The following is a 26,012-nucleotide window of genomic DNA, read 5'->3' on the forward strand; positions in this document are numbered from 1 at the left end:
AACAATGACACGGAGCGCATGATGACAACCCAATCCCCCTTGAAGCACATGAGCGGCCGCCTGCTGGCGGCGGTCTTGCTTGCCACCGGCGCGCTGGCCGCCCAGGCTGCCGCCTATCCTGATAAGCCGATCCACTTCATCGTGCCCTACGCGGCCGGCGGCACGACCGACCTCGTTGCCCGCGTGGTCGGCGAGCGGGTGGCCGCCAGGCTGGGCAAGCCGGTGGTCGTCGAGAACCGGCCGGGCGCGGGCGGCAATATCGGCATGGATGCGGTGGCGAAATCGGCCCCGGACGGGTACACGCTGGGCATGGGCGCCATCTCGACCAATGCGCTCAATCCGCACATCTACAAATCGATGGCATTCGACCCGCGCAAGGATTTCACGGCGATCAGCTTGCTGGGAACGTCCACCATCGTTCTGCAGGTCGTGCCCGCCATGCCGGCCCGAAACGTCGCCGAACTCGTCGAGCAATTGAAGAAGGCCCCGGGATCGACCTATGGCACCGCCGGGGTCGGCACCTCGATGCACCTGGCCGGCGTGCTGTTTGCGCAAAGCACCGGCACCAGCCTGACCCATGTCCCGTACAAGGGAAGCGCGCCCGGGATCAACGACATGCTGGGCGGCCATCTGCCGATGATGTTCGACAATCTTCCGGCTTCGCTCGCGCATATCCAGGCCGGCAAGCTGCGCGCGCTGGCCGTGACCGGCAAGACCCGGTCGGCGTCGCTGCCGAATGTGCCGACCATGGCCGAAGCTGGCGTGCCGGACTATGTTGTCGAACCATGGTTCGGCGTCTACGGGCCGGCCGGCATGCCCGCCGACGTCGTCCAGGCGGTGAGCCGCGCCTATAGCGACGCGTTGGCCATGCCGGAAGTAAAGGAGAAGCTCCTGCAGGCGGGATTCTCGCCGCGCGGGTCGAGCCCGCAGGAATTGACCGAGCTGGGACGCGCAGAATACGAGCGGCTTGGCAAGGTGGCGCGCAGCGCCGGCATGCTCGCCGAGTAAGGTGGCGCGGACTTTGCGGGCGGCGCGCCTTTGCCGCCCGCACTGCATGACGTTTCGTATTGTTCCGACGCGCTGCTTTCCGCTGCGTTCACGGCCGTCGCGCCCGGACGCAGCCCTTCTCGCCAGGCATCCTTGCTCTGCATCCCCGCGCCCGGGCAGCCGGCCTTCAGCGCGGTAGCAGCGACACCAGCGTGTCGCTGAATTCTGCCATCAGCTCCGGCTTGGCCTTGCCGCGCATGGTAATGCGGTAGAAGCCGACGCTTTCCTCGGGGTCGACCAGGATGTCCGTCGCAACCCGGTGGTGGTGGCAGGCCAGCAGCGCAAACGACGGGATGACCGTGCTGCCCATGCCGGCCGCGACCATGCCGATCAGCGTGTCGAAATGGCGAAAGCTCAGCCGGTCCTCATTGCCGCGGCCGATCTTCACCAGGTGGCTGTCGACGAACTGCTGGATCGGGTTGTCGTACGGCAGGCCAATCAGCACCTCGTCCTTCAACGCGCTCCAGGGCACCCTGCCGACAGGCTGTATGCCTTGCTGCGTGCCGTCGCGCAGCGGCGTCACCCGCATCAGCGGAAACGAGCACAGCAGCGTACGCTCGATGCCGCGCGCGGCCTTGAAGAAAAAGCCGAGCCCGAAATCGACTTCCCCCGACTCGACCAGCGCATGCACGCGGCTCAGGTCGTCGTCGAACAGCTGGAGCGTGAGATCGGGATATCTTTGATGGAAAACACCGAAGACCGCCGGCAGCAGGCTGGACGACACCAGCGGCGTCGCCGCCACGCGCAGCGTCTGGCGCGCGCTCTTGCTGATGTCGCCGATTTCGGCAGCAACCTTTTCAAGCTGCTCGACGGCCGCCTGGGCGACCGGCAGCAGCTTTTCGCCGGCCGCCGTCATGCTGACCATGCGGGTGGTGCGGTCGAACAGGCGGCTGCCGAACTGGGCTTCGAGCTCCCGCATCATCACGCTCAAGCCGGCCTGCGTCATGTGCATGCGCTCGGCGGCCTTCGTGAAGTTGCCCAGCTTGCTGACCAGCAGGAAGGCATTGAGCTGACGAAGCGTGTAATTCATAAGAGCTGGTTATCAATTGATTGAATATCCAAATTTCTATAATAGCAGCCGGCGTTGTTTAATAGCCTGCACTAAACCGGGGCTGGCCTGCATCGCGTCGCCTCCCCATCGAGACGAGGAATGCATATGAATCAGGACTGCAACATCGCGATCGTCGGCGCCGGCATCGGCGGGCTGACCCTGGCGCTGGGCCTGCACCAGGCCGGGATTTCCTGCCGCGTGTTCGAATCGGCGCCGGAGATCAAGCCGCTGGGCGTCGGCATCAATATTCTGCCGCACGCGGTGCGCGAACTCGAGCACCTGGGCTTGCTCGACGCGCTGGCCCAGGTCGGCGTGACGACCAGGGAGTCGGCGTTCTACAACGCGCACGGGCAGTTCGTCTACAGCGAGCCTGCCGGCCGCCATGCCGGCTACAAGTGGCCGCAGTTCTCGATACATCGCGGCGACCTGCAGGCCGTGCTGCTGCAAGCGGTGCGGGAGCGCATGGGTGACGACGCCGTGGTCAGCGACCATCGCTGCGCCGGCTTCGAGCAGGACGACGATGGCGTGACCATCCGCTTCGAGGACAATGCCGGCAATGCCCGCGCGCCGGTCCGCGCGGCGATCGCGGTGGGCTGCGACGGCATCCATTCGTCGATCCGCAAGCAGCTCTATCCGAATGACGGCCCGCCGCGCTATTCGGGCGTGAACATGTGGCGCGGCACCATCGTGATGAAACCCTTCCTGAGCGGCGCGACCATGGTGCGCGCCGGCTGGCTGTCGGTCGGAAAAATGGTGATCTACCCGATCCGCGACAATGTCGATGGGCAGGGCAACCAGCTCGTCAACTGGGTCGCGGAGATCGAGGCCGAGCAGCCGGCGCGGCGCGACTGGACCGGCCGCGGCAAGCTGGAGGATTTCTTCCCGGCCTTCGCCGACTGGCATTTCGACTGGCTGGATGTCGCCGCGATGATCAGGAACACCGACACCATCCTTGAATATCCGATGGTCGACCAGGACCCGCTGCCGCGCTGGAGCTTTGGCCGCGTCACGCTGCTGGGCGACGCCGCGCATCCGATGGTGCCGCGCGGCTCCAACGGCGCCGGCCAGGCCATCCTCGACGTGCCCTGCCTGGTGGAGAAGCTGCGCACCCTGGGCCTGACGCCCGAGGCGCTGACCGCTTACGACAACGTGCGTGTCAAGGCAACCGGCGACGTCGTGCTGATGAACCGCAAGGCGCCGCCGGACGCCATCCTGAAAACGGTGCACGAGCTGACCGGGGGCAAGCCGTTCGCGTCGATCGACGACGTCATCAGCGCCAGCGAGCTTGCCGCGATCTCCAACAGCTACAAGAACGTGGCCGGCCTCAACAAGGACGCGCTCAATAGCGCGATCCGCAACTGACGCGCAACTGACGCGCAACCGACGCGCAACTGAAGCCCAACCGACAGGAGAACGCGATGACCGTTCGTGAAGAGTATTACCGGCAGATCGCGCCGCTGCACCTGGCGCCCCTGTGGGAGTCGCTGCACACGCTGGTGCCGAAAGAGCCGGCCGCGCACTGCGTGCCGCACCTGTGGCAATACGAGGCGCTGCGGCCGCAGCTGATGCGCTCGGGCGAGCTGATCACCGCGGCTGAGGCGGTGCGGCGCGTGCTGATCCTGGAGAATCCGCTGCTGACCGGCAAGGCCAGCATCACGCAGAGCCTGTATGCGGGACTGCAGCTGATCATGCCGGGCGAGATTGCGCCCAGCCACCGGCACACGCAGAGCGCGCTGCGCTTCATCGTCGAGGGCGCGAGCGCCTGGACCGCGGTCAATGGCGAGCGGACCCAGATGCATCCGGGCGACTTCATCATCACGCCGTCCTGGACCTTCCACGACCATGGCAACCGGAGCGAGGAACAGGATGGCAAGCCGGTGGTCTGGCTCGACGGCCTCGATATCCCGATGGTCGGCTTCTTCGATGCCGGTTTCGCCGAAAGCTATCCCGAAGCCGAGCAGCCGCTGGTCCGGGCCGAGGGCGACAGTTTCGCCCGCTATGGCGCGAACATGCTGCCGCTCGAATACGACGCGCCGTACCGGGCGACCTCGCCGATCTTCAACTATCCGTATGCCCGTACCCGGGAAGCGCTGCACACGCTGCAGCAGAACGGCCCGGTCGACGCATGGCATGGCGTCAAGATGCGCTACGTGAATCCGGCGACCGGCGGCTGGCCCATGCCCACGATCGGCACCTTCATGCAGCTGCTGCCGGCAGGCTTCCAGGGCAAGCCCTATCGCAGCACGGACGGCACGGTGTTTTCCGTGGTTGAAGGAAGCGGCGCCGCCGTCATCACCCGCGGCGAGCAGACCTGGCGCTTCGCGTTCGGTCCGCGCGACCATTTCGTCGTCCCGTCGTGGCACAGCGTGCGCTTCGAGACGCAGGACGATGCAGTGCTCTTCAGTTTTTCGGACCGGCCGGTGCAGCAGGCGCTCGGCATCCTGCGCGAGCAGCGGCTCGAGACCCAGTAATCGAATCAGAAAGGAATGATCGTCATGTCCCATGTATTTACCTTGCCCGTCGCTTCGGTCCCCGTCGTCGGCATCGACCAGACTTTCCCGGTGCGCCGCATCTACTGCGTTGGCCGCAACTATGCCGAGCATGCGCAGGAGATGGGCTTCACCGGCCGCGAGCCGCCGTTCTTCTTTGCCAAGCCGGCCGACGCGATCGTCAATGTTCCGCCCGGCGAAACGGTCACGATTCCCTATCCGTCGCAGTCGTCCAACGTGCATCACGAGATCGAGCTGGTCGTGGCGATCGGCAAGGCCGGCAGCAATATCGACGAGGCCGACGCGGCCCAGTATGTCTTCGGCTATGCGGTCGGGCTGGACATGACCCGGCGCGACCTGCAGCTGGAACTGCGCAAGGCAGGCCGCCCATGGGAACTGGGCAAGGCCTATGACCAGTCCGCGCCGATCGGCCCCATCTACCCGGCCAGCCAGGTCGGCGACCTGGCTGACGCCCGCATCTGGGTCGATGTCAACGGCGAAAAGCGCCAGGACAGCACCACGTCCAAGCTGATCTGGAGCGTCAACGAGACGATTGCCTACCTGTCGCGCTACTTCGAGCTGCAGCCGGGCGACCTGATTTACAGCGGCACGCCGGCCGGCGTCGGCGCCGTCGTGCCGGGCGATGTGATGAGCGGCGGCGTCGACGGTCTCGGCGAGATCCGGGTGAAGGTCGGCCCGGCAGCCGCACAGTAAGCTACACGACGATTTCCCTCGCCGCCGGCTGGCGGTGATGGAGTCGCTGAAATAAACGAGCATGGCTTAATGGAACGAGATGGCATGAAGCTCTATAACTTCTTCAACAGCTCCACGTCGTACCGGGTGCGCATCGCGCTGGCGCTGAAAGGACTCCACTACGAATATGTACCGGTCAACCTGCGCGCCGGCGAGCAGCGCGACAGCGGCTACCGCGCGCTGAGCCCGGCCGGCATCGTGCCCACGCTGGTCGACGGCGACATCCGGCTGACCCAGTCCCTTGCCATCATCGACTATCTCGACCAGGTCCATCCGCTTCCCCGCATGGTGCCCGAGGCAATCGACCTGCGAATAAGGGCTGTGGAAATTGCGCAGACGATCGCCTGCGAGATTCATCCGATCAATAACCTGCGGGTGCTGAACTATCTCACCACGGAACTGGGGATCGGCGCCGATGCAAAGACCGGGTGGTACGCGCACTGGGTCAAGGAGGGCCTGGCGGCCGTGGAAACCATGCTTGCCAGTGCATCGAGCGGCGTCTATTGCGTTGGCGACTCCCCCACGGTGGCTGACTGCTGCCTGATACCGCAGGTAGCCAACGCCTTGCGCATGGGCTGCGATATCGATAAATTCAGCCGTATCCGGAAGATCTACGAGCACTGCACCGCGCTTCCCGCCTTCATCGCCGCGGCGCCGCAAAGTCAGCCCGACTTCATTGGCTAATACAGTGAACAGCCAGACAATCGTCCAGGCTGCAAACCAGGTAACGTTGTCCCGCGCGAACGCTGCATTCCCTTATCGTCTCACCTGCGGCGTTGCCGCAGCGAGACACACCCCCTACAACAAATACGAGGAGATTCCCATGCACCCAACCTCATCGGCGAAAGCCGCCCTGCCTGCCCGCCGCCGCATGCTGATGCTCGCAGGCGCACTGGCGACATGCGCGCTGCCCGGACTGAGCATGGCGCAGGACGCCTGGCCGTCCAAGCCGATCACGATGATCGTGCCATTCACGCCCGGCACCGGCATCGACGTGCTGGCACGCACGCTGGGCGCAAAACTTTCCCAGCGGCTGGGGCAGCCGGTCATCGTGGAAAACAAGGCCGGCGCTTCCGGCAACATCGGCACCGAGTTTGTCGCGAGGGCCGCGCCCGATGGCCACACGCTGCTCATGACGGTCAACACCTTCGTCATGAATGCAAGCCTCTACAAGAATGTGCCCTACGACCCGGTCAAGAGCTTCGTGCCGATTGCGCCGACTGCACGGGGCGTCCTGACGTTTGCGGTCAATCCTTCCTTCCCGGCGAAGACGCTGCGGGAGGCGATTACCCTGTTCAAGAATAACCCGGGCAAATACTCGTATTCCTCCCCGGGCAATGGCACGCCGCAGCACCTGGCCATGGAACTGCTCAAGCTCAATACCGGCGTGGACATCCTGCATGTGCCGTACAAGGGATCGGCAGGCGCGATCACGGACCTGCTGGGCGGCCAGGTACAGGCGATGATCCTGCCGGTGCATTCCGCGCTGACGCATGCGTCGAGCGGCAAAATGCGCCTGCTGGGCGTCGCGCAGGAAAAGCGTGCGCCCAGCGCGCCGGACGTGCCGACGTTCGCGGAAGAAGGCGTGGCCAACTCCAACGTTGACCTGTGGTACGGCTTGCTGGCGCCGGCAGGGACGCCGGCATCGGTCGTGCTGCGCCTCAACAACGAGATCAACCAGATCCTGGCGATGCCGGACGTGAATGTCGCGCTGGACAAGCAGGGCCTGGTGCCGACGCCCGGCAAACCCGAGACGCTGGGAGCGCTTGTGAAGAGCGATTCGGTGCGCTGGGCGGATGTGATCAAGCGGGCCAAGATCAGCGCGGATTAAGCATTATTCAAGCCTTCAGGGGGGCAGCACATGGAATCGCCCCCGATGCCGCCCTGGAGATTACCCTGGCCCGGCCCGAACGGGATGTAGCCATTGGTAGCAAGGCAACTGGGCTCTTCAGTACCCGCTTCAGCAACGGCACGATCGGCGAATACACCATCTTGGGCTGCGGTAGACGCGGCCCTGTTCACTTGAGCTGACTGGTCTTGACCAAGTCCAGCGACGACGCGATCGTTGCTCCGTCACCGCGCTGGAAAGAAGCGCTTGCGATGGCACAGGCAGCGTGGAAGCCGCATCCTGCACGTCACGGTATCGACAAGCCAGCGCGACCATTCCGCGCACGAGCAGGCCGGCCTGACAAAGCGTATGCTAATGACAAGCCTCCGGCGCGCATCACGCCCAATTTCCCCACATACCAGGAGTCCCTCCCATGCGCTATCACGCATTAGGCCGCACCGGCATTTTCGTTTCCGAACTTTGTCTTGGCACCATGACTTTCGGTGGCAGCGACGGCATGTGGGGCAAGATCGGCACCCTGCAACAGAACGACGCTGAACGCCTGATCGGGCAGTCGCTCGACGCCGGGATCAATTTCATCGACACGGCCGATGTGTACGCGGGTGGCCTGTCGGAGCAGATTACCGGCCAGGCCCTGAAGAATCTCAAGATCGCGCGTGAAGACGTCATCGTCGCCACCAAGGTATTCGGCGAAACCGGGACCGGTCCGAACGCGAGGGGCGCCACGCGCAGCCACATTCTGGACGGCGTCAAGGCAAGCCTGAAGCGCCTGCAGCTCGACCACATCGATCTTTATCAGATTCACGGTTTCGACCCGGCGACGCCGATCGAGGAGACCGTGCGCGCACTCGATCAACTGGTGCGTCATGGGCATGTCCGTTATGTCGGCATCTCGAACTGGGCGGCCTGGCAGATCACCAAGGCGCTCGGGATTTCGGAGCGGCTGGGCCTGGCCCGCTTTGAATCGCTGCAGGCCCATTACACGATTGCAGGGCGGGACCTCGAGCGCGAACTGATCCCGATGCTGCACAGCGAAGGCCTGGGCCTGATGGTGTGGAGCCCTCTGGCGGGCGGTCTGTTGAGCGGAAAATATGGCCGCGAGCAGCAGGGCGAAGAGGGCAGCCGGCGCACGAATTTCGATTTCCCGCCGGTGAACAAGGACCGCGCGTGGGATTGCATCGATGTAATGCGACCGATCGCCGAGGCTCGCGGCGTCTCGGTCGCGCAGATCGCATTGGCCTGGCTGCTGCACCAGCCGCAGGTCACCAGCGTGATCATCGGCGCCAAGCGGCCCGAGCAGCTTGCCGACAATCTCGCCGCCACCGACGTCAGGCTGAATGCAGAGGAGCTGCACAAACTCGATGAGTGCAGCCGCCTGCCGCCGGAATATCCGGGCTGGATGTTCGAGCGGCAGGGTGAGACAAGGCGCAAGCAGTTGGGTGAAACGCCGGTCTGATGCCCAGCTTCGGAACACCGGTTACCTGACAGTGCGGCGATCGCGGCTTCTTGCATCCCGTTGCAGGACTGTATGCACCCGCGCACCGAAGCACCAGTGCATCGGTGATCGATGCGTTAGCAGTTTTGCGCCAATCAGTCTTTGCCGATTGGGACCTTCAGCAGCACCATCGCGACCTCACCGTGAGGACAGGGTGACAGACGCCTTAACGGCCACCTCGATCGGACCCTGAGCGCCTGCGTTGAAATCATCGCGGTAATTTAGGCAGGCATGACCAGCTGCTTCACGCGCAGCTGCAGCTCCGGCAACAATTCCTGCTCAAACCAGGGATTGCGCTTCAGCCAAAGATTGTTTCGTGGACTGGGATGGGGCAGCGGCACGACGCGCGGCCCATGGCTCCGCCACGCTCGCACCATGTCGGTCACGTTGACCCGTACGTCGGGAAAATGATACTGCTGCGCATATTGCCCGATCACCAATGTCAACTCGACCTGCTGCAGTCTCGACAACAGTTTCTCGCGCCAGGCCGGTGCGCATTCCGGACGTGGCGCAAGATCACCCGACTTGCCCGTGCCTGGATAGCAGAAGCCCATCGGGACAATCGCCACCAGCGCAGGATCATAAAAAAGGTCTCTCGATAATCCCAGCCAGCCGCGTAACCGGTCGCCGCTCGCATCGTCGAAGGGAATCCCGCTCGCATGTACCTTGCGGCCCGGCGCCTGTCCGACGATCAGGATCCGCGACCCTTCCGCTGCCTGGACCACCGGCCGGGGTCCTAGCGCCAAGTGCGCAGCGCACAGGGTGCACTGGCTTACTTCTTTCAACATTATTGCGAGTGTCGACACAGTTTGCCTGCTGGAGTGAGTTGTCGGGCATGGCGCGGTGTCACGGCACGCACCGCGGCGATGCCAGCCTGGGCCTTCCTTTCGTCTTCAGCGAGGTGTTGCGCCTGCCTTGCTATCGACGACACCGGGAATCTCCTCCGTGGGCCGTCCGAACTTGCCCTTGAGATCATCGACGCCCGATTGCGGCTTGGCCAGCGGCGTCAAGTCGGCCCGTTCGCCGCGCGCCTGCTTGCTGTCGATGCCCAACGCCCTGTCACGTTTTTCCACCATGCCGGGCAACGCCTCGCCGTCGCGGTTAAATGACCAGGCCAGCTCCGCGCCCCCCAGTGGCAGCTTGTCGCCAGCATGTCCTTCCATGCCGGTGTTCCAGACATGCCAGGTCTTGCCGTAGCTGTTCATCTTCTTTTTCATCAATGATTTTTCCGCGACTTTCGGAATGCCCGGCGCGACCAGCTGACCGGACAGGATTTCGCCATTGTGCGGGTGCCAGTATTCACGCTCTCCCTCCGGAAGCGTGCCGAATAATTTTTCCGAGATGATGTATTCCATCCCGTTCATGTTGGCCTTGGCGGTATTGCCATCGAACAGCACGCATTGCGCGAAGTCCTCGTTGACCTGGTGGCAATAATGATGCGCTTCCATCTGCATCTCCGGATGCGCCTTCATCGGATGAAAGCCCACGAGATAGATGTCGAAGCCGCGCATCGGCGCCTTGGACTGCAACAGTTTTGCGCCGGCTTCCAGGGCCTTCGTCTTGCCTGATTTCACATCGCCGCTTACTGTCGTCTTCGGTTCGTCGCGCTCCTGGGATTGTGCCGATGGCATGGCGGCAACCAGTGTTGCCGCGACCAGGCAGCGCATTGCCAGCGTAAATCGGTTTGAATTTGTCATCGTGTTCCTTTTGTCGATGGAGTAGATGGCGGACCGTACGTCCCGATACATTGCATCGGTCGCTGCGCCGGATGCCCGGCGCCGCGAGCCTGCGTTGAAAACGTCGGCTCGACAACACGTCTGCGATGTCGGTGCATCGTTCGCCGCCTGCAAATTTTATAAGCCGCGCGCAAATACGCATGCCGCGGCGAAGGCAAACAACGATATCGAGCAAGCTGCCAGTCTTGCCGAGCCGGGCGCGGCCTGTTCCCTCGATCATGCGCCGCCCGGTGCGCCCGGATGTTGGGAAGGATGCTTGCAGAGTCCGGGTCCGCATGTTGCCGGGAATGCTTTCTGACGCATCTCAAGAGTTGTCCCGGCGCATGCCGGGTATATTGGCTGTAGCCGTATTCCCCATACCAAATGGTCAGGACCATGGAGCGATTCGATTACAAAGGCCGGGTTGTCGAGATATTCACAAAAAGAATAGAAAACCGGTGGACATGGGCTTTCACCGTTGACGGTATCAGGGCTGCAGCGAACAGGGATCAGAATTGCTGCGAGAGCCTGGAGCAGGCAGTCGCGAATGCCAGGGAAATGGCGTCCGCCATGATCGACCTGGAACCCTGAACCCGGGTAGGCAAGGCCGAGCCGCGAGCCAGCTTGCCCGTGCCCGGGCGACGCCTGCCGCATTGCATCCCGGGCGAAGCGCATCGGCAGCACGTTCGTCGCTGGCATGAAAGCGCGCAGTCGCGGCGCGCTTGAATCCCGGAGAACCGCTGCTAAACTTCCAAGCCTGTATAGCCCTCCAAGAGGCCCATCATGTCGGCATCCCGCGTTTCCATTGACGAAGTGCGCGTCCGTAGTTTCATCTATGGCTTCACCAATCCCGAAGCCGCCGATCAGTTCCAGACCTGCCTTTTGTTCGATCCCCTCGACGATTGCGAGACCAAATTTCCGCCGTGCAGCAGGCATTCGATCTGTTTCGAAAACGACGATGCCGAGCCGTATGCGTAGATGCGGCGGTGCGACGGCCTGGCATGACGGTCGGAGCCTAAATCTCCCTCTATTGGTAATTGCAATCGCTCGGCAGGCGTCATAGCCGGATTCGCGACCGATGCGCACGTCGCCGGTCTGGCGTGCGTCCAATTCCTTCCCGGCGGGCGGAATCCGCGCCAGCCCGCCGCGTGCGCCTCGCGCATGCGGGAGCGGTGACACCGCCGGTTTTCCCTGGCGGATGCATCAAGTGGTACGCCAGTCCCGGATCGACGCCGATCTTTAATGGACAGCAAGGGCGCTGCCTGCCTTTAGTGCATGCGCTGGGTCCGCGTTTGCTGGCGCTCACAACACGCTGGTACGGGCAGCGTGGTTCACCGCAAGCAATGGCAAAGAATGCCGAAACCGGCAGGAAACTGTCGCGCTGCGGAACTATTTTGGTGTCATGCGGATAAATCCTTAATTTTTAGCAATAAATGTCGATAAGCAATATGCTAGAGGAGGCGGCGCATCATGCGCAGCCCCGGCGACCTATTAATTCCTGGAGCGGTTTATATGAAAAGTTTGTCCATCCTGAAAGTCCTGACCCGCGTTGTGATGCTTGCAAGCCTGGTTTTTTCGAGTGTCGCCCATGCCGACCAGGGCACCGCGGCGGAAGCCGAAGCCATGGTCAAGAAAGCCGTGACGCTGATTAAAACCGAGGGCCCGGCGAAGGCCTATGACGAATTCACCAACGGCAAGTCATTCAAGGACCGCGACCTGTATGTGATCGTCTACGACCTGAACGGAAAGAACCTGGCGCAGGGCGCCAATCCGAAACTGGTGGGCAAGGACCTCATCGGCCTGAAGGATCCCGACGGCAAGCCACTGATCCAGATGTTCGTCGATCTCGCCAAGAGCAAGGGCAAGGGCTGGGTGGAAGGCTACAAATTCCTTAATCCGACAACCCAGAAAATCGAGGGCAAGGCCATGTACCTCGAGCGCGTCGGCGACACGCTGGTCGGCTGCGGCATTTACAAGTCTTAATTCCCGCGCGCCCCGAGCTTGCTTCCTGACCGGGGCAAGCGTCATTGATCAAGACTTTCACGTTTCCGGGACTTAAAGTGAGCTTACGCGATTTGAAAATTGGCCTCCGGCTTGCGCTCGGATTCGGCTTGATCCTGCTGGCTGCCTGCGGCATGTTGCTCGGGTCGGTCATGAGCAACGGTACTGAGCGCGCCGTGCTTCTGAAAACCCTGCAGCATGCGATGGCGCAGCAGGACCTTGCAAATGAAATGCGCAACGCCCTCTACAGCAGCGCGATCGCCGTCCGCAGCATGGGCTTGCAGAGCAAGGTGGAAGCCGTGCAGAAGGACGAAATGGAGGCCAAGAAGCAGCGCGCCGCCTACCTGGCGGCAAGGGGCAAGCTGGAAGCGGCAGGGCTGGGCGCGAAGGAGAGCGAGATCTTCGCGCGGCTGGCCGAGACCGACCGGCTGATGGAGGCACAGTTCAAAACGGCAGTCGACCTGGCGGCCCAGTTCAACACCGAGCAGGCCGCCAGCGTGATTACCGGAAAAATCGATCCGCTTTTCAATAGCGCCTCGGTGCAGATTGCCGCGTTCATCGCCTTGCAGAAAGCGCACGCAGTCGATGCGACCGCGCGAGCGAACGCCAGCAGCGTCCAGGCGCAGCGACTGATCGTCGCCTCCGGCGTGCTGCTGATGATCATGGCGAGCCTGATCGCCTGGCGCATGACCGTCAGCATCACGCGCCCCCTGCAGCTGGCGGTGGAAGCAACGGAACGCGTGGCCAAGGGCGACCTCGTTGCGGACATCGAGGTGAACGGTCGGGACGAGGCGGCGCGGCTGCTGCGCGCGCTGCGTGACATGCGCCAGAGCCTGTCGCACCTGGTCGGCCAGGTCCGGCAGGGCACCGATTACATCGCCACCGCGTCGGGCGAAATCGCCGCGGGCAACCAGGATCTTTCAGCCCGTACCGAGGAGCAGGCCAGCTCGCTGGAAGAAACCGCCGCATCGATGGAAGAGCTGACCGCAACCGTCAAGCAGAACGCCGACAATGCGCGCCAGGCAAACCAGCTGGCGCTGTCCGCCTCGGACGTCGCGGTCAAGGGCGGGCAGGTCGTCTCGCAGGTCGTCACCACGATGGGCGAGATTAACAATGCGTCGCGCAAGATTGTCGAGATCGTCAGCGTGATCGACGGCATTGCGTTCCAGACCAACATACTGGCGCTGAATGCCGCCGTGGAAGCGGCCCGGGCGGGCGAGCAGGGCCGGGGATTTGCGGTCGTGGCCGCCGAGGTGCGCAGCCTGGCGCAGAGGAGCGCCGCGGCCGCCAGGGAAATCAAGACCCTGATCGGCGACTCGGTACAGCGCGTCGAGGCCGGCAGCGGGCAGGTGCTGGAAGCCGGCCGGACGATGGACGAGATCGTCGGCAGCGTCCAGCGCGTGACGGACATCATGGCCGAGATCACGGCCGCCAGCCAGGAACAGACTTCAGGCATCGGCCTGATCAACCAGGCAGTGACGCAAATGGACCAGGTAACGCAGAAAAACGCCGCGCTGGTCGAGGAAGCGGCGGCGGCGGCGGCCACGCTGCGGGAACAGGCCGGCGAGCTGTCGCAGCTGGTCAGCGTCTTCAAGCTGGATCTCCAGCCACAGCAGGCAATGGCGTTGGACATGAATGCGGCGCAGCAACTGCAAGCGCCGGACAATGGCTACCGCCAGTTGGCGTCCAACGGCGCTTACTAGGGTTCTGGCCGACGCCCTTCCTTCGGGCGCCCGGGAATGCATAGGCTGCAAACGCAGACCGGGCTGCCCAGATGCCGGCGCCGGCGACGACAGCCTGCGCGCGCTGGCGCCGCACTCCCGCAATGGGACGTCCGGCGGCAGCACGGGCAGCTTTGATGCCGGGCGACGCGCCAGGCCGCCCGGGCGCCGCATCACTTCGCATGCGCAAGCGTGGTGGCAGCGCGGCCCGCTTGGGCGGGTTGGCTGAAGTCGGTGAATTCCGACATCCGGTTGGACGCATAACTGCCATCCGCATAGCTGCGCGCAAGCTCCGCGCGAACGTCCGCGCGGTTCACACCGGACGCGACGCGGGTGTAGTCGACGAATTCATGCTGCCTGGCGGCGATGGTCCCGGCGCCTGCCAGCTCGGCCTGCACCTCGGCGCGGGACTTCACGCCGACGAATTTGCTGTGGTCCACGTATGGATAGGTCGTATCGGCAAGGGCGGCTCCGGAAACGAGCATCGCTGCGGCAGCAATCAGATATCTGGTATGCATTTTTCCACTCCTGAATAATAAAGTGACTTCTGCTCCCGGCAGCCTTCCCAGCGAAGGATGCCTGCGGAAGTCGTACCCGGGCGCTGCCGTGGTCCGTCTTCCCGACAACACGCGGCCGCGCCACTGCAATCGCGCATCCAGCGGACGAGTCCGTTGTCACCGGACGGAAATCCTGTGATGATCCCCGCCGCGTCGAACCTTGCCTGCCGTCAGCGCCTCTTCCCTCCCTCGCGGCGCAACGCTGGCGCCGCATTCAGTTCATCAAGCAATTAATCCATCGCGGTGTCCGCTCCGGTTCCGGCAATGACAGCCGGCGCGCGGCCATCCTGACCATCGTCCGGCCTCAAAGACGCGCTTCCAGCACCAAATTGAACGGCGTCTCGGCTGCGCGCCGGAAGTGTTGGAACCCGGCCTCGCGGAACACCTCGGCGAGTTGCGCTTCGCCGGCCTGCGCCCCCAGCACACGATGGCCGCCTTCGGCGATGGCATGCGCGCAGCAGAGCATGGTGGACGCTGCGTAGTAGATCCGGGCCACGGGCGACAGGTTGTCCTCGACCCGGTCGTTGGCGAACGGTTCGACCAGCATCACGGTACCGCCTGGCGCCAGCGCCTCGGCCGCATGCCGGGCAGCGCCTAGCGGGTCGCCGAGGTCGTGCAGGCAGTCGAAGAAACAGATGAGGCCGTAATCCCGGCCCGGATAGTCGTCCGCCCTTGCGACGTCGAAGCGGGCCCGCTGCGCGCAGCCGGCAGTCTCGGCGTTCCGGCTTGCTTCCCGCACCGAATCGGCATGGGTATCGAAGCCGCGGAAGCGCGAATTCGGATAGGCGTCGGCTATCAGCAAGGTCGAGTGGCCGTGGCCGCAGCCGACATCGGCCACGGTGATGCCGGCGTCGAGCCGCTGCGTCACCCCGTCCAGCGCCGGCAGCCAGGACGACAGCAGGCTGCCGCGGTAGGCATTGCGGTAAAAGGCGGCGACGCCGCAGTACAGCCGGCCATGATGATCGCCCCACGCGACGCCGCTGCCGGTGCGGAATGCGTCGACTGCCTTGTCCTCGTCGAACCACATCGACGCCGGGACATTCCATGCATGGGGGATATATACCGGGCTGGCTTCATCCGCTAGCACCAGTGCCTGTTCCGGCGACAGTGCGTAGGCGTTGCTGGCGGCATCGTAGTCGACGTATCCGCCTGCCGCCTGCGCATTGAGCCACTCCCGGATATAGCGTTCGGCGCAGCCGGTGCGGGCGGCAAGCTCCTGCGGGCTGATCGGGCCGGCATCCGCCATGGCCTTGTAAAGTCCCAGTTTGCTGCCTAGGCTGACCATGACGCCGCCGTAGCCGGCGGACAGGTCGCCTATGGCGCGCGTCATGAAAGCGTCGAGTTTTGCGTGATCGATGGTGGAGGTGTCCATGGTGTTGCCCTCATCGGATGTTTTAAAAGGTGTTGGACTGCGAGGACAGAATCGCACTGGGCGGCCGTGGCGAACAGAGCCGGAATCGCCCGAAAACGGTTCGATTACGCCACTGCCTGATTGCCGCGCTGGGTCGCGCGGGCGCGTTGCGGGAGTTTTTTCAATCCGGTTGCCGGCCGCAATCGCGCGAGCCGGCCGGGAGGACCGGCCATGAGCGGGCAGCCGGCCAGCCGCCACGTGAGCCTTGTGGCATTGCCAGACGCCGCGGTTTCCACGCTGACGGGCATCTACGACGTGCTGAATGCCTTTACACTGCTGGATGCTGGCCATCGCGGGCCGGCCGCGACGGCGCCGTTTCAGGTCGAGATCGTGGGGGAGACCACCGGGCTGCTGGACCTGGCGAGCGGCGTGCCCATCCAGGTGCAGCGGTCGATCGACGAGATCGACGATACCGCCATCGTGATCGTGCCGTCGGTGCTGCTGCGCCCGGAAGGCTGGGAGACGGGCCGCTTCCCCCGCCTTGTCGACTGGATCCACCGCATGCACGGGCACGGGGCCGTCCTGTGCTCGGCCTGCTCGGGCATCTTCCTGCTGGCCGAATCCGGCCTATTCAATGGCCGGGATACGACCGTGCATTTCGTCTACGCCAACATGTTCGCCAGCGTTTATCCGACCGTGCCCATCCATCCGGAACGGGTGCTGGTTGTCTCCGGCGAACGCGAGGAGCTGGTGACGTCGGGCGCGTCGATGAGCTGGCATGACCTGGTGCTTTACTTGATTACGCGCTGGGTCGGCGCGACGGCGGCGCAGGAAGTGGCGCGGTTGTTCGCGCTGCAATGGCACCAGGACGGCCTGACGCCCTACATGGTGTTCGAAGGCAACCGCAGCCATGGCGACGGCGACATCCAGAGCGCCCAGCACTGGCTGGACACGCACTTTTCCGTGGCCCATCCGGTGGAGGAAATGATCAAGCGCTCCCGCCTTGCCGACCGGACCTTCAAGCGGCGTTTCACGCAGGCGACCGGGCTCGCGCCGCTTGCCTATGTGCAGCGCCTGCGGGTCGAGGATGCGAAGCGCCGGCTCGAGCGCACGGAAGCGTCCGTCGATGAAGTCAGCTGGCTGGTGGGCTACGAAGATCCGGCCTTTTTCCGGCGGTTGTTCAAGCGCACTACCGGGCTTGCGCCGGGCGATTACCGGCGGCGTTTCCGGATCCCCGATTTTTCCTGTCCGTACTAGCCCTTCTTTCCTGCCGCTGACCGGCAAGCGGCTGCAGAAGCCGCTTGCCGGATCATGCGACGTTCAGGCGCTTCACAGGTCGAGTCCCATTGGCCGCGAGCCGTTCCCGACCAATCTTTCGCCGAGGGCGCGCAGCAGCGTTGCGCCATCCCCGGTCCAGGCGCTGCCGTGCATGCAGGCCAGTGTGCCGGGCAGTTCGGCGGCAAGGTGCCCGATGAGCTGGCGGGTATGGGTCGAATGCGAAAAGTAATCCATCGGCTTGCGGAAGGCTTCGCTATTTTCCAGGATGTCCTCGCTGATCAATGGCGCCGCGCCGGTGCCACCCTGCGTGAAAAGATCGCCGCAGAACAGCGTTCTGGTCCGGGTATCCATCAGGAAGCCGGTTTCCCATCCATGCGGCAGGTGGGGCGCATCCAGCCACTTGACGGCGCGGCTGCCCAGCGAGAGCGTGGCGCCGTCGGCCATCGCATGGGCCGGCCTGTCCGCGAAATCGTCGACGGACACCATTGCCGCGACCTGGCTGCACAGGGGGACCGACTGCGGCGCGGCAGAGAGCCACTCGTTCAGCGAGCCGCATTCGTCCGCCTCGAAATGGGACAGGGCAATGAAGCGCAGCCGGCTGACCGGGATGACGCTGTCGACGGCTTCCCGCACCAGGGGAAACATTTTTCGGGGTCCCGTGTGAAAAAGCAGCGGCTGATCATCGACGATCAGGTATTGATTGAACGAGAAACCGCCCGGCACGATGTCCACGGGCGTATTGATGCGATAAACCCCATCGGCAATCTCGTGAATATTGGTGCCGGCAGATGCATTGGTAATGGCCATATCGACCTCCGCATAACATAGCTGATTAAAAAAAGCGGGTGGGCGCAGGGGCTCCAGGCGCGCCGATTCGCCGGACCGGGATCATCGCTTCGACCGCAGCCGGCTTGACTCCGCCCATCGTCCGTGTCCCTCCGCCGCGTTCAGGCCGGGACCGCGACCGGTTCGGACAATTGCCGGACGATCGCGGCGTGATCGAGCCAGACATTCTCGCGCTTGATCCTGCCTTCCGGGGTGACCTCGAAAATATGCAGGATGCGGAAGCTGAGCGGCCTGCCGTGTCCGGGAAGGCCCATCGGATTGCCGACCGCCTTTCCTTGCCAGATACTTTCGTCCACCACGAAATCGTCGCCGTACAGGCGCTTGACCGACGTGACCTTTTCGCCGGCAAGGTCCGCGAACATCTGCTCGTAAAATGCGCGCGCCGTCTGCTTGTCGCGCGAGGCGCCGTCCGGCCAGCCCACCAGGTCATGCGTGAGGTCGTCCACGAGCGTGGACAGCACGCCGTCAACATCATCTTCCGCCTCGTACCGGAAATGCCGGTCGATCAGGGAATCGAATTGAGATTTTGTCAAACCAGCCATGATTTTCCCCTAAAAAATGGATGACAAAGCCCTTGCCTTGGCTATAATGAAACACATGTCTCATATGAGACGTGTGTTTCATTAATAGACCATGCCAAATCGGAAGTCAAGAACCGTGCAGCCCGACGCCAGCGCCCCGCGGACCAATCTGCAGGAGGGGCGCGCCAACCAGAAACAGCGCACCTATCAGGCGCTGCTCGACGCGGCGCTCGGGCTCAGCGAGACGGGGCAGCAGCCGACGCTGCAGGACATCGCCAACAAGGCAATGGTGTCCCGCGCCACCGCGTACCGGTACTTTCCGTCGGTCGATGCGCTGATCCACGAAGCGTATTTCGGTCGGGGCGCGGTGCCGCTGGATACTTTCATCGCGCCCGGCACCGACCCGGTGGACGCAATCGGACGCGCTGCCGACGTGATGAATCGCCTGCTGCTGGACAATGAAACCGGCGTGCACATCGTCGAACGCGCTTTCATGCAGATCTGGCTGGACAACCCGCCGGACGACCGTCCTTCCCGCATGGCGCGGCGGATGAACTATATCGATCCCATTGTCGACGCCCTGGCGGACCGGCTGGACGAGGCAGCCCGGCGCCGCTTGCGCACGGCGCTGGCAATGACCCTGGGAACCGAAGCGGTGCTGGCGATGCGCGATGTCGCGGGTGCGAACAGGGACCAGGCCATCGCCGCAGGCATCTGGGCCGCCCAGTCGCTGGTGCGCCAGGCGCTGGCCGAGGCAGGGTCCTGATACGGTGCGGCGCAAGCATGTCATCACGGAAGATGCGGCCGCCGACCGACACGGGATGGGCCGGGAAGGACGGTGCTCATCCATGAAACGAAACCGGCACGCTATCGGAGCAAGGCCATGAACCAACCGGATTTGATGGCGGCTGCCGACGCCCCGGCCATCGATGCAAGCTTCGACGCCCTGCATGCTTTCCTGACGCATGAACTGAAGCTCCTGGCCGAGCCTGCGCATGGCGGGACGTGGCGGACCTATTTCTTCGGAGAGATCGTCTGGCATCCGGCGACGACAACCCGGACGGTCAAGGTCCTTCTCGACCATAGGCAGAAACCATTCAGGGTCCAGCTGTGCGTATCTTCCGATAACAACAACAGCGTCTTCATGACCGTACCTTTTTCCAAGGCGTCGCTGGCCGCGGCGGTGGAAGGGGAGACCTTGAAGCTTATTTCACGCAAGACCGGCCGGGATGGCTGATCGACAGCCTGGGCTGCAGGACGTCACGCTTGATCGGGATAGAGCCGATTGCTTGCCGCCGGTGAATGCCGCTGGCCGATGCGCGCACCGGTGGACCCCACCTACCCGGTTGTACCAGAACTGTTCATTCCTGGTGCGTCGCACAAACTCCTACAACGCGTTGAGCAATCCGCTGACTTCCAACTCGACCGTTTTTCGATAGGATGCACCTGTCTCCTCCGTTCCCTGCGAATGGATTCAAACCCGCTGCGGCTCCGCCCGGCGGGTTTTTTTTCGCCAGTGCATGCTGCGCTGCACATAGACACACGCTTGTTTTAGATGCATCATCCCCCAAAATCCAGACCCGAGAGCTGGGGACGAGAGAAGACAGGGAAACCCGCATCGGCATCGATCGCGGGTTTTTTCTTTGGGCTAGCGGAAACCGGCCAAAAAAAAAGCCCACCGGAAGAATCACGGCGGGCTAAATCCATCCTTTGGGAGGGTGGAGGAGACAGGGCCACTATAGCGAGTTTCCCCGGGTACAGTAAATTTCCATTCCCAATACCAATTATTCGATTTGTGAATGACGGTGGCAGGCCGATCTGCTAGAGGGGGCGGAAGGCATAACGCGCCACTACGCGTTGAATCTTTGATCCTGCTGCGCGACATCGTCCACGCACATTGCGACCCCGGCCCGACCCGCGTCTCCTCCCGGACAGTTTTCGCTCTCCAAGCCCAGGCATTTTCCCTTGAAGCGCGTCTGGACAACAGTTACCCCGCTTTAACCGGTCATTCCCGGGCGGTAGGGTAGACTCAGGCACGCCTTTAAAATTGTTTCTTTGTAGAAACTGCGGCGTCTTGCCTGATTGACTGACCATATTTGCGTTTTAGGAATCGATGGAAACCGGCTTTTCACAAAAACTGGACACGCTTCGCAACACGGCTGAAGTCGTCGTGGACCAGGTCATTGCGCCGATGGCCGAAGCCGTGGACCGGGACTACCGCTGGCCCGACCATTCGATGCGCGCGCTGGCCGCGACCGGACTGCTCGGCCTCCAGGTTCCCGTCGCGCTCGGCGGCCACGGCCAGGGCCTGCTTGCGCTGACCGCCATTGCGGAAGTGATCGGGCGGGCGTGCCCGTCTTCCGCGCTGTGTTTCGGCATGCATTGCGTCGGCACGGCCGTCATGGCGGCCAAGGCGACGCCCTACCAGCAAGAGCATTACTTGCGGCCCATCGCCGAGGGAAAGCACATCACGACGCTGGCGCTTTCCGAAAGCGGCACCGGCGCCCATTTCTACCTGCCCCAGACCAGTCTGCGTTCGGAAGGGCTCCACTTCATCGTCAATGGCACGAAGCGTTTCGTGACCAATGGCGGCCATGCCGATTCCTATGTCGTCTCGACCACCGTCGGCGACGACGAGGCGAGTGTGGGCGATTTCAGTTGCCTGGTCGTCGACAAGGACACGCCGGGCATGACCTGGCTGGAGCAGTGGCAGGGGTTCGGGATGCGCGGCAATTCGGCGCGCGGCCTACAGTTCGACAATGCGGCGGTGCTCAAGAAGAACCTGCTCGGCGAGCAGGGCGACCAGGTCTGGTACGTGTTCGAGGTGGTGGCGCCGTACTTCCTGATGGCGATGGCGGGAACCTACCTCGGGATCGCGCAGGCGGCGCTAGACGCGGCGGGAACCCATCTCCGGTCGCGGCATTACGACCATTCCGGCAGTTCGCTGCGGGACGTCGATATTCTCCAGACCCGCTACGCCGACATGTGGATTGCCGTCGAGAAGAGCAGGAATCTCATCTACGAGGCCGCCCGCCGCGGCGACCTCGGCCATCCGGACGCGCTTGCCTTCATCCTGGCGTGCAAGGCCGACGCCGGCGATACGGCAGTCTTTCTGGCCAACGAGGCCATGACGATATGCGGCGGCGCGGCCTACCGGGAGAACAGCCGGGTGGCGCAACTGCTGCGCGATGCGCGCGCCAGCCACGTGATGTCCCCGACCACGGACATGCTGAAAGTATGGACAGGCAGGACGCTGCTCGGTCTGCCCCTGCTTTGAGGGCGCTATCTTGAGCCACCGGATATTGATCATCGAGGCGGACGACGCGACTGCCGATGGATGGGACGATGCCGACGCATTGGAAGAGCAGGTTCGCGCGCCGGACGTGCTGGCCGCAAGGACGTCGGTCTCGCAATCGCTGCCCTGCCTGAAGCAAGCCGTGTTCGCAGGAGAAGAACCGGCGGTGATCCTGATTGGACCGACCGTGCCAGGACCCTTGCACCTGGCGCGGCAGCTGCGCGCCGCGGCGGCGAAAGGCCACATCATCTTCGTGGCGCGTGCCGGCCGGATGGCCGCCCTCCAGCGCGAGCTGAGCCGTGCGCCGATGATCGGTGTCGACTGGTCGCTGGCGACAGCGGGAGAGCCGTCGCTGCCCAAGCAGGTGGCCGACGCGATACGGGGCGCGCAGCGGCGCCTCAAATTGCGCACCACGCTCGACCGTGCGAACCTCCAGATACAGGCCCCGAAGGCCGTGGACAGTGCGGAATATCGCCGCCTCGTGGTATCGGACCATTACCTGGCCAGCCTGCTGACCCAGGCGCAGGACATCATCGTGTCGCTGGATGCGGCGCAGCGGATCATGTTTCTCAGTGCGGGTGCCGCACGGCTGGCGGGGATCACCGCGGAGGCCGCGACCGGAAGGACGCTGAAAACGACCTCGCTATGGTCGGACGCCATGGCCAGCCATCTCGACGCCATGCAAACCGCTTCCAGGTCCGTGACGGCGGAATTCGCGCTGTCGCTGGGTGATCGCGCGATGCTGGTGGAAACCGTTTTCTCCGCGGTGCGGGACGAACGCGGCAGCCTGATCGGCACCTCGCTGTTCATGCGCGACGTGACCGAACGCAGCCGGCAGCTCGAGATGGAGCGGCTGGCGCGGGAAGAAGCGGAAAGCATCGGCCGGCTCAAGGATGACTTTCTCACGACCCTGTCGCATGAACTGCGCACTCCGCTCAATTCCATCCTTGGCTGGGCGCAGCTCCTGCGCATGGGCAGCCTGTCGGAGGAAAAGCGCGCCGACGGCCTGGCGATCATCGAACGCAACGCGCGTCACCAGGCCAGGCTCATTGAAGACTTGCTGGACGTGTCCAATATCGTCACCGGGAAGCTGCGGCTGCAGCTCCAGCCTGTCGGCCTGCGCAGCATCGTCGACAGCGCGGCAGAGGCGGCGTTGCCGGCCGCATTGGCCAAGGGCTTGACGCTAACGGTCACCGCCGATGTCGTCACCGATCTGGTCAGCGGCGATGTGCATCGGCTGCAGCAGGTCATGGGTAATTTGTTGTCCAACGCGATCAAATTCACCCCCGGCGGGGGCAGCATCCGCATCTCGGTGCAGCAGGATCGCGGATCGATGCTGGTCTCGGTGGCCGACACCGGCGAAGGACTGAGTCCGGCATTCCTGCCCCATGCATTTGAACGATTCCGGCAGGCCGACTCGTCCATCACCAAGAAAAAGGGCGGCCTGGGCCTCGGCCTGTCGATCGTCCGGCAGCTCGTCGAGATGCATGGCGGCACGATCACGGCATCCAGCGCCGGCGTCGGGCTCGGATCGACATTCACGCTGGCCTTGCCCGTTGCGAACGCCTTCTCCGCCCCGGACAAGGCGCCGCCGGCGGGATGCGCGGCATGCGACCTCGCCCCCGCCTTGCGGGGACTGCGCATCCTGGTCGTGGACGATGAGCCCGATGCGCTGGCATTGGTCGCTCACCTGTTCCGGAACCACGGCGCAGTCGTCAGGACAGCGGATTCGGCGGCGCATGCGCTGCAGGTCATCGAGGCATTCGACCCCCAGATGCTCATCAGCGACATCGGGATGCCGGACGTCGATGGCTACGAACTGCTTCGCGCCATACGCAGCCGGGCGCCGAACGGGGCACATCTGCCCGCGATTGCCCTGACGGCGTTTGCCGATCCGGCGAACCGGGAAAAGGCCTTATCGACCGGCTTCCAGAATCACATCGGCAAACCCTTTGAGGCCATCGCGCTGCTCACGATGGCGGCGGACATGGCGAACGCCGCCAGGTAGACCAGGACGAAGCGTTAACCCTGGACCACGGTGCTCGGCTCAGGCGCTGAAATACAGGTCGTTCACATTGCCGGCGCGGCGGGATTGCGCAGACTGGATGGATTCCGCGCGCACTTCCTGGCGACTGCGGCTGCCGGCGGCGTAGACCGTGTCCTGGCCGTCATGCTGGCGCTGGGCGATGGCGCCCTGGCTTGCGGCCTGGGCCAGATCCTGGCGGACTTCGGCGCGGGTGAGGGTGGAGCGGAACCCGGCGTCGGGCGCAACGAATTCGGCTTGTTGGGCGAAGGCGGAGCCGGCGGCGGCAAACACGGCGACAGCGGCGAAGAGGTTCTTGACGTTCATGGTATTTCTCCAAAGTGGGTAGATGACTCCGGGCTCGGCGGTCAAGGCATTCATGCTGCCCGTCGGGTCCTGCCTCGCTGAGTCGCACCGGTTTGTCCGTGTGCTCATCGATGGATCCATTCTATTGGCATCGCGCCGCGCAATAAACGGCAGCGTCGTCAATAGCTTATTGCAGCGGCCGCAATGACGCGCCGGTTGTGAACGGATATGCCGGCGCTGAGGCAAAACGCGAACGGCAAACATGGCTGTACACCGATTTCAGGTCATGCAGCGCCGGATGAGATCCAAGGCTCGATTTCGTAGGGTGTACTAAGCGGAAGCGCGTTACACCACCGGCTGATCAACCACGGCCGCCTGTTCGCAACCGATGGTGTAATGCGCTTGCGCTTAGTACACCCTAAGGAGTTTTCGGGCGCCTGGTGAATCGGAATGGGAATTGCCCGCCTTGCCGTTCGTATGGAACACCTGACGGCATGTTTTGAAAATTGCCGACGCTGCGCAAGGCAGTCGGCAACGATTGCGCAAAAGCATCAGGCATGCATAGCAAACTGCGCAATTTAATTATCTTTTGCTCATCTATTGCATGAACTACGCATACGGATTTAAAATCGCTGCTCTTAATGCGCGGTTTGAGCATTGCTGGCTGAAATCGCAGATAAAAACGATCGAACAGTTGACGCGGAGAAGACAATGCAAATTCCAATCAAACGAACGCTGGACCGCATACCGGGCGGCATGATGCTGGTGCCCTTGCTGTTGGGGGCGGTCATCAATACCTTCTTCCCCACGACCCCGAAATTCTTCGGCTCCTTCACCGGGGCGCTGTTTACCGGCGCGCTGCCCATCCTCGCCGTGTTCTATGTCTGCATGGGCGCCAGCATCAATGTCCAGGCCACGCCCTACATCCTGAAGAAGGGCGGCTCGCTGTTCGCCGTGAAGATCATCATGGGCATCCTGCTCGGCCTGGTGTTCGGCCACTTCCTCGGCGAGGCGCCGATTGCCGCGGGCATGTTCGCCGGGCTGTCGACGCTGGCCATCGTCGCGGCGATGAATGACACCAACGGCGGCCTGTACATGGCGCTGATGGGCCAGTACGGCAAGCCGGAAGATGTCGGCGCGTATTCGGTCATGTCCGTCGAGTCCGGTCCGTTCCTGACCATGGTCACGCTGGGCGTCGCCGGCCTGTCGGCCTTCCCGTGGCCGACGCTGGTGGGCAGCATCCTGCCGCTGGCGCTGGGCATGCTGATCGGCCACCTGGACCGCGAAATGCGCGCGTTCCTGAGCAAGGCCGTGCCGGTCATGCTGCCGTTCTTCGCCTTTGCGCTGGGCGCCGGCCTGGACCTGAACAAGGTGTGGCAGGCTGGCCTGCTGGGACTGGGCATGGGCGTGGCCGTGGTCGTCGTGACCGGCATCCCGCTGTACCTGGTCGACCGCCTGACCGGCGGCAACGGCGTCGCCGGCGTCGCCGCGGCCAGCACGGCGGGCAATGCCGCGACCGTGCCGATGATCGTCGCCGCCGCCAACCCGGTCTACCTAGAAGCCGCGAAGAGCGCGACCATCGTGATCGCCGCCTGCGTCGTGGTGACGTCCATCCTGGTGCCTATCCTGACCGCCTGGCTGGCAGGCCGCCAGCGGCCGCAGCCGCGCGCTGCCGGCACAATCGCGGGCACGGACGTGCCGGAACGGGTATAGG

24 protein-coding genes are annotated in these 26,012 nt (G+C 63.7%); 16 read left to right on the plus strand and 8 right to left on the minus strand.

The features are described 5' to 3' along the window. Window positions 1-21 precede the first annotated feature (21 nt). Complete coding sequence (locus tag QOL82_RS11470) at window positions 22-1,008, plus strand: Bug family tripartite tricarboxylate transporter substrate binding protein (protein ID WP_430438467.1); 987 nt, start codon at window positions 22-24, stop codon at window positions 1,006-1,008. Between the two features lie 166 nt (window positions 1,009-1,174). Here the strand turns inward: QOL82_RS11470 and QOL82_RS11475 are convergent, their stop codons facing one another. Next, window positions 1,175-2,077 carry a LysR family transcriptional regulator gene (locus QOL82_RS11475; protein WP_283442399.1) on the minus strand — a complete coding sequence of 301 codons (903 nt, stop codon included), beginning with the start codon at window positions 2,075-2,077 and terminating at the stop codon, window positions 1,175-1,177. 126 nt (window positions 2,078-2,203) lie between these two features. On the opposite strand from QOL82_RS11475, the gene QOL82_RS11480 reads away from it, so the two are divergent. The 6 genes from QOL82_RS11480 to QOL82_RS11505 all read left to right on the plus strand — a co-directional run bounded on the left by QOL82_RS11480 (window position 2,204) and on the right by QOL82_RS11505 (window position 8,645). After that, complete coding sequence (locus QOL82_RS11480; RefSeq protein WP_283442400.1) at window positions 2,204-3,460, plus strand: flavin-dependent oxidoreductase; 1,257 nt, start codon at window positions 2,204-2,206, stop codon at window positions 3,458-3,460. A 56-nt stretch (window positions 3,461-3,516) separates the two neighbouring features. Continuing rightward, window positions 3,517-4,569: a gentisate 1,2-dioxygenase gene (gene gtdA / locus QOL82_RS11485; protein ID WP_283442401.1), complete on the plus strand. Its 1,053-nt coding sequence runs from the start codon at window positions 3,517-3,519 to the stop codon at window positions 4,567-4,569. A 24-nt stretch (window positions 4,570-4,593) separates the two neighbouring features. Then, complete coding sequence (locus QOL82_RS11490; RefSeq protein ID WP_283442402.1) at window positions 4,594-5,301, plus strand: fumarylacetoacetate hydrolase family protein; 708 nt, start codon at window positions 4,594-4,596, stop codon at window positions 5,299-5,301. 84 nt (window positions 5,302-5,385) lie between these two features. Then, the gene (gene maiA, locus QOL82_RS11495) at window positions 5,386-6,024 is read left to right on the plus strand and encodes a maleylacetoacetate isomerase (protein WP_283442403.1); all 639 of its coding nucleotides are present in this window, start codon (window positions 5,386-5,388) and stop codon (window positions 6,022-6,024) included. Between the two features lie 139 nt (window positions 6,025-6,163). Next, window positions 6,164-7,171 carry a Bug family tripartite tricarboxylate transporter substrate binding protein gene (locus QOL82_RS11500; protein WP_283442404.1) on the plus strand — a complete coding sequence of 336 codons (1,008 nt, stop codon included), beginning with the start codon at window positions 6,164-6,166 and terminating at the stop codon, window positions 7,169-7,171. A gap of 430 nt (window positions 7,172-7,601) precedes the next feature. After that, window positions 7,602-8,645: an aldo/keto reductase gene (locus tag QOL82_RS11505; protein ID WP_283442405.1), complete on the plus strand. Its 1,044-nt coding sequence runs from the start codon at window positions 7,602-7,604 to the stop codon at window positions 8,643-8,645. Window positions 8,646-8,905: 260 nt separating this feature from the next. Here QOL82_RS11505 and QOL82_RS11510 read toward each other — a convergent pair whose 3' ends face one another. Next, on the minus strand, window positions 8,906-9,472 hold the full coding sequence (locus QOL82_RS11510) for a uracil-DNA glycosylase family protein (protein ID WP_283442406.1): 567 nt from the start codon (window positions 9,470-9,472) through the stop codon (window positions 8,906-8,908). Between the two features lie 105 nt (window positions 9,473-9,577). Next, window positions 9,578-10,432 carry an OBAP family protein gene (locus QOL82_RS11515; protein WP_283442407.1) on the minus strand — a complete coding sequence of 285 codons (855 nt, stop codon included), beginning with the start codon at window positions 10,430-10,432 and terminating at the stop codon, window positions 9,578-9,580. A 750-nt stretch (window positions 10,433-11,182) separates the two neighbouring features. Here QOL82_RS11515 and QOL82_RS11520 point away from each other — a divergent pair. The 3 genes from QOL82_RS11520 (at window position 11,183) to QOL82_RS11530 (ending at window position 14,103) form a co-directional block, all read left to right on the plus strand. Beyond that, window positions 11,183-11,377 carry a hypothetical protein gene (locus QOL82_RS11520; protein ID WP_283442408.1) on the plus strand — a complete coding sequence of 65 codons (195 nt, stop codon included), beginning with the start codon at window positions 11,183-11,185 and terminating at the stop codon, window positions 11,375-11,377. Window positions 11,378-11,911: 534 nt separating this feature from the next. Beyond that, a complete protein-coding gene (locus QOL82_RS11525) occupies window positions 11,912-12,382 on the plus strand; it encodes a cache domain-containing protein (protein WP_346772294.1) in 471 nt (156 codons plus the stop codon). Window positions 12,383-12,552: 170 nt separating this feature from the next. Then, complete coding sequence (locus QOL82_RS11530) at window positions 12,553-14,103, plus strand: methyl-accepting chemotaxis protein (RefSeq protein ID WP_283442409.1); 1,551 nt, start codon at window positions 12,553-12,555, stop codon at window positions 14,101-14,103. 191 nt (window positions 14,104-14,294) lie between these two features. Here the strand turns inward: QOL82_RS11530 and QOL82_RS11535 are convergent, their stop codons facing one another. Further along, window positions 14,295-14,639: a hypothetical protein gene (locus tag QOL82_RS11535; RefSeq protein ID WP_283442410.1), complete on the minus strand. Its 345-nt coding sequence runs from the start codon at window positions 14,637-14,639 to the stop codon at window positions 14,295-14,297. 343 nt (window positions 14,640-14,982) lie between these two features. Beyond that, complete coding sequence (locus QOL82_RS11540) at window positions 14,983-16,050, minus strand: class I SAM-dependent methyltransferase (protein ID WP_283442411.1); 1,068 nt, start codon at window positions 16,048-16,050, stop codon at window positions 14,983-14,985. Between the two features lie 210 nt (window positions 16,051-16,260). Here QOL82_RS11540 and QOL82_RS11545 point away from each other — a divergent pair, with 210 nt between their 5' ends. Then, window positions 16,261-17,286, plus strand: coding sequence for a GlxA family transcriptional regulator (locus tag QOL82_RS11545; protein ID WP_283442412.1), 1,026 nt, complete (start codon window positions 16,261-16,263; stop codon window positions 17,284-17,286). A 72-nt stretch (window positions 17,287-17,358) separates the two neighbouring features. Here the strand turns inward: QOL82_RS11545 and QOL82_RS11550 are convergent, their stop codons facing one another. Beyond that, window positions 17,359-18,114: an oxygen-binding di-iron domain-containing protein gene (locus tag QOL82_RS11550; RefSeq protein ID WP_283442413.1), complete on the minus strand. Its 756-nt coding sequence runs from the start codon at window positions 18,112-18,114 to the stop codon at window positions 17,359-17,361. A 140-nt stretch (window positions 18,115-18,254) separates the two neighbouring features. After that, window positions 18,255-18,695, minus strand: coding sequence for an ester cyclase (locus tag QOL82_RS11555; protein ID WP_283442414.1), 441 nt, complete (start codon window positions 18,693-18,695; stop codon window positions 18,255-18,257). Window positions 18,696-18,786: 91 nt separating this feature from the next. Between QOL82_RS11555 and QOL82_RS11560 the strand changes: the two genes are divergently transcribed. The 4 genes from QOL82_RS11560 (at window position 18,787) to QOL82_RS11575 (ending at window position 23,977) form a co-directional block, all read left to right on the plus strand. Beyond that, on the plus strand, window positions 18,787-19,440 hold the full coding sequence (locus QOL82_RS11560; RefSeq protein WP_283442415.1) for a TetR/AcrR family transcriptional regulator: 654 nt from the start codon (window positions 18,787-18,789) through the stop codon (window positions 19,438-19,440). A gap of 117 nt (window positions 19,441-19,557) precedes the next feature. Next, window positions 19,558-19,911, plus strand: a complete 354-nt coding sequence (locus tag QOL82_RS11565) for a hypothetical protein (RefSeq protein WP_283442416.1) — start codon at window positions 19,558-19,560, stop codon at window positions 19,909-19,911. 876 nt (window positions 19,912-20,787) lie between these two features. After that, the gene (locus tag QOL82_RS11570) at window positions 20,788-21,951 is read left to right on the plus strand and encodes an acyl-CoA dehydrogenase family protein (RefSeq protein ID WP_283442417.1); all 1,164 of its coding nucleotides are present in this window, start codon (window positions 20,788-20,790) and stop codon (window positions 21,949-21,951) included. A gap of 10 nt (window positions 21,952-21,961) precedes the next feature. Then, on the plus strand, window positions 21,962-23,977 hold the full coding sequence (locus QOL82_RS11575) for a hybrid sensor histidine kinase/response regulator (protein ID WP_283442418.1): 2,016 nt from the start codon (window positions 21,962-21,964) through the stop codon (window positions 23,975-23,977). A 39-nt stretch (window positions 23,978-24,016) separates the two neighbouring features. Here QOL82_RS11575 and QOL82_RS11580 read toward each other — a convergent pair whose 3' ends face one another. Beyond that, the gene (locus QOL82_RS11580) at window positions 24,017-24,319 is read right to left on the minus strand and encodes a DUF4148 domain-containing protein (protein WP_283442419.1); all 303 of its coding nucleotides are present in this window, start codon (window positions 24,317-24,319) and stop codon (window positions 24,017-24,019) included. A gap of 690 nt (window positions 24,320-25,009) precedes the next feature. Between QOL82_RS11580 and QOL82_RS11585 the strand changes: the two genes are divergently transcribed. Further along, complete coding sequence (locus QOL82_RS11585; RefSeq protein ID WP_283442420.1) at window positions 25,010-26,011, plus strand: 2-keto-3-deoxygluconate permease; 1,002 nt, start codon at window positions 25,010-25,012, stop codon at window positions 26,009-26,011. Window position 26,012: the final 1 nt, after the last annotated feature.

Origin of the sequence: Noviherbaspirillum suwonense, assembly GCF_900182955.1 — a bacterium.
GTDB classification, from domain to species: Bacteria; Pseudomonadota; Gammaproteobacteria; order Burkholderiales; family Burkholderiaceae_D; genus Noviherbaspirillum_A; species Noviherbaspirillum_A suwonense.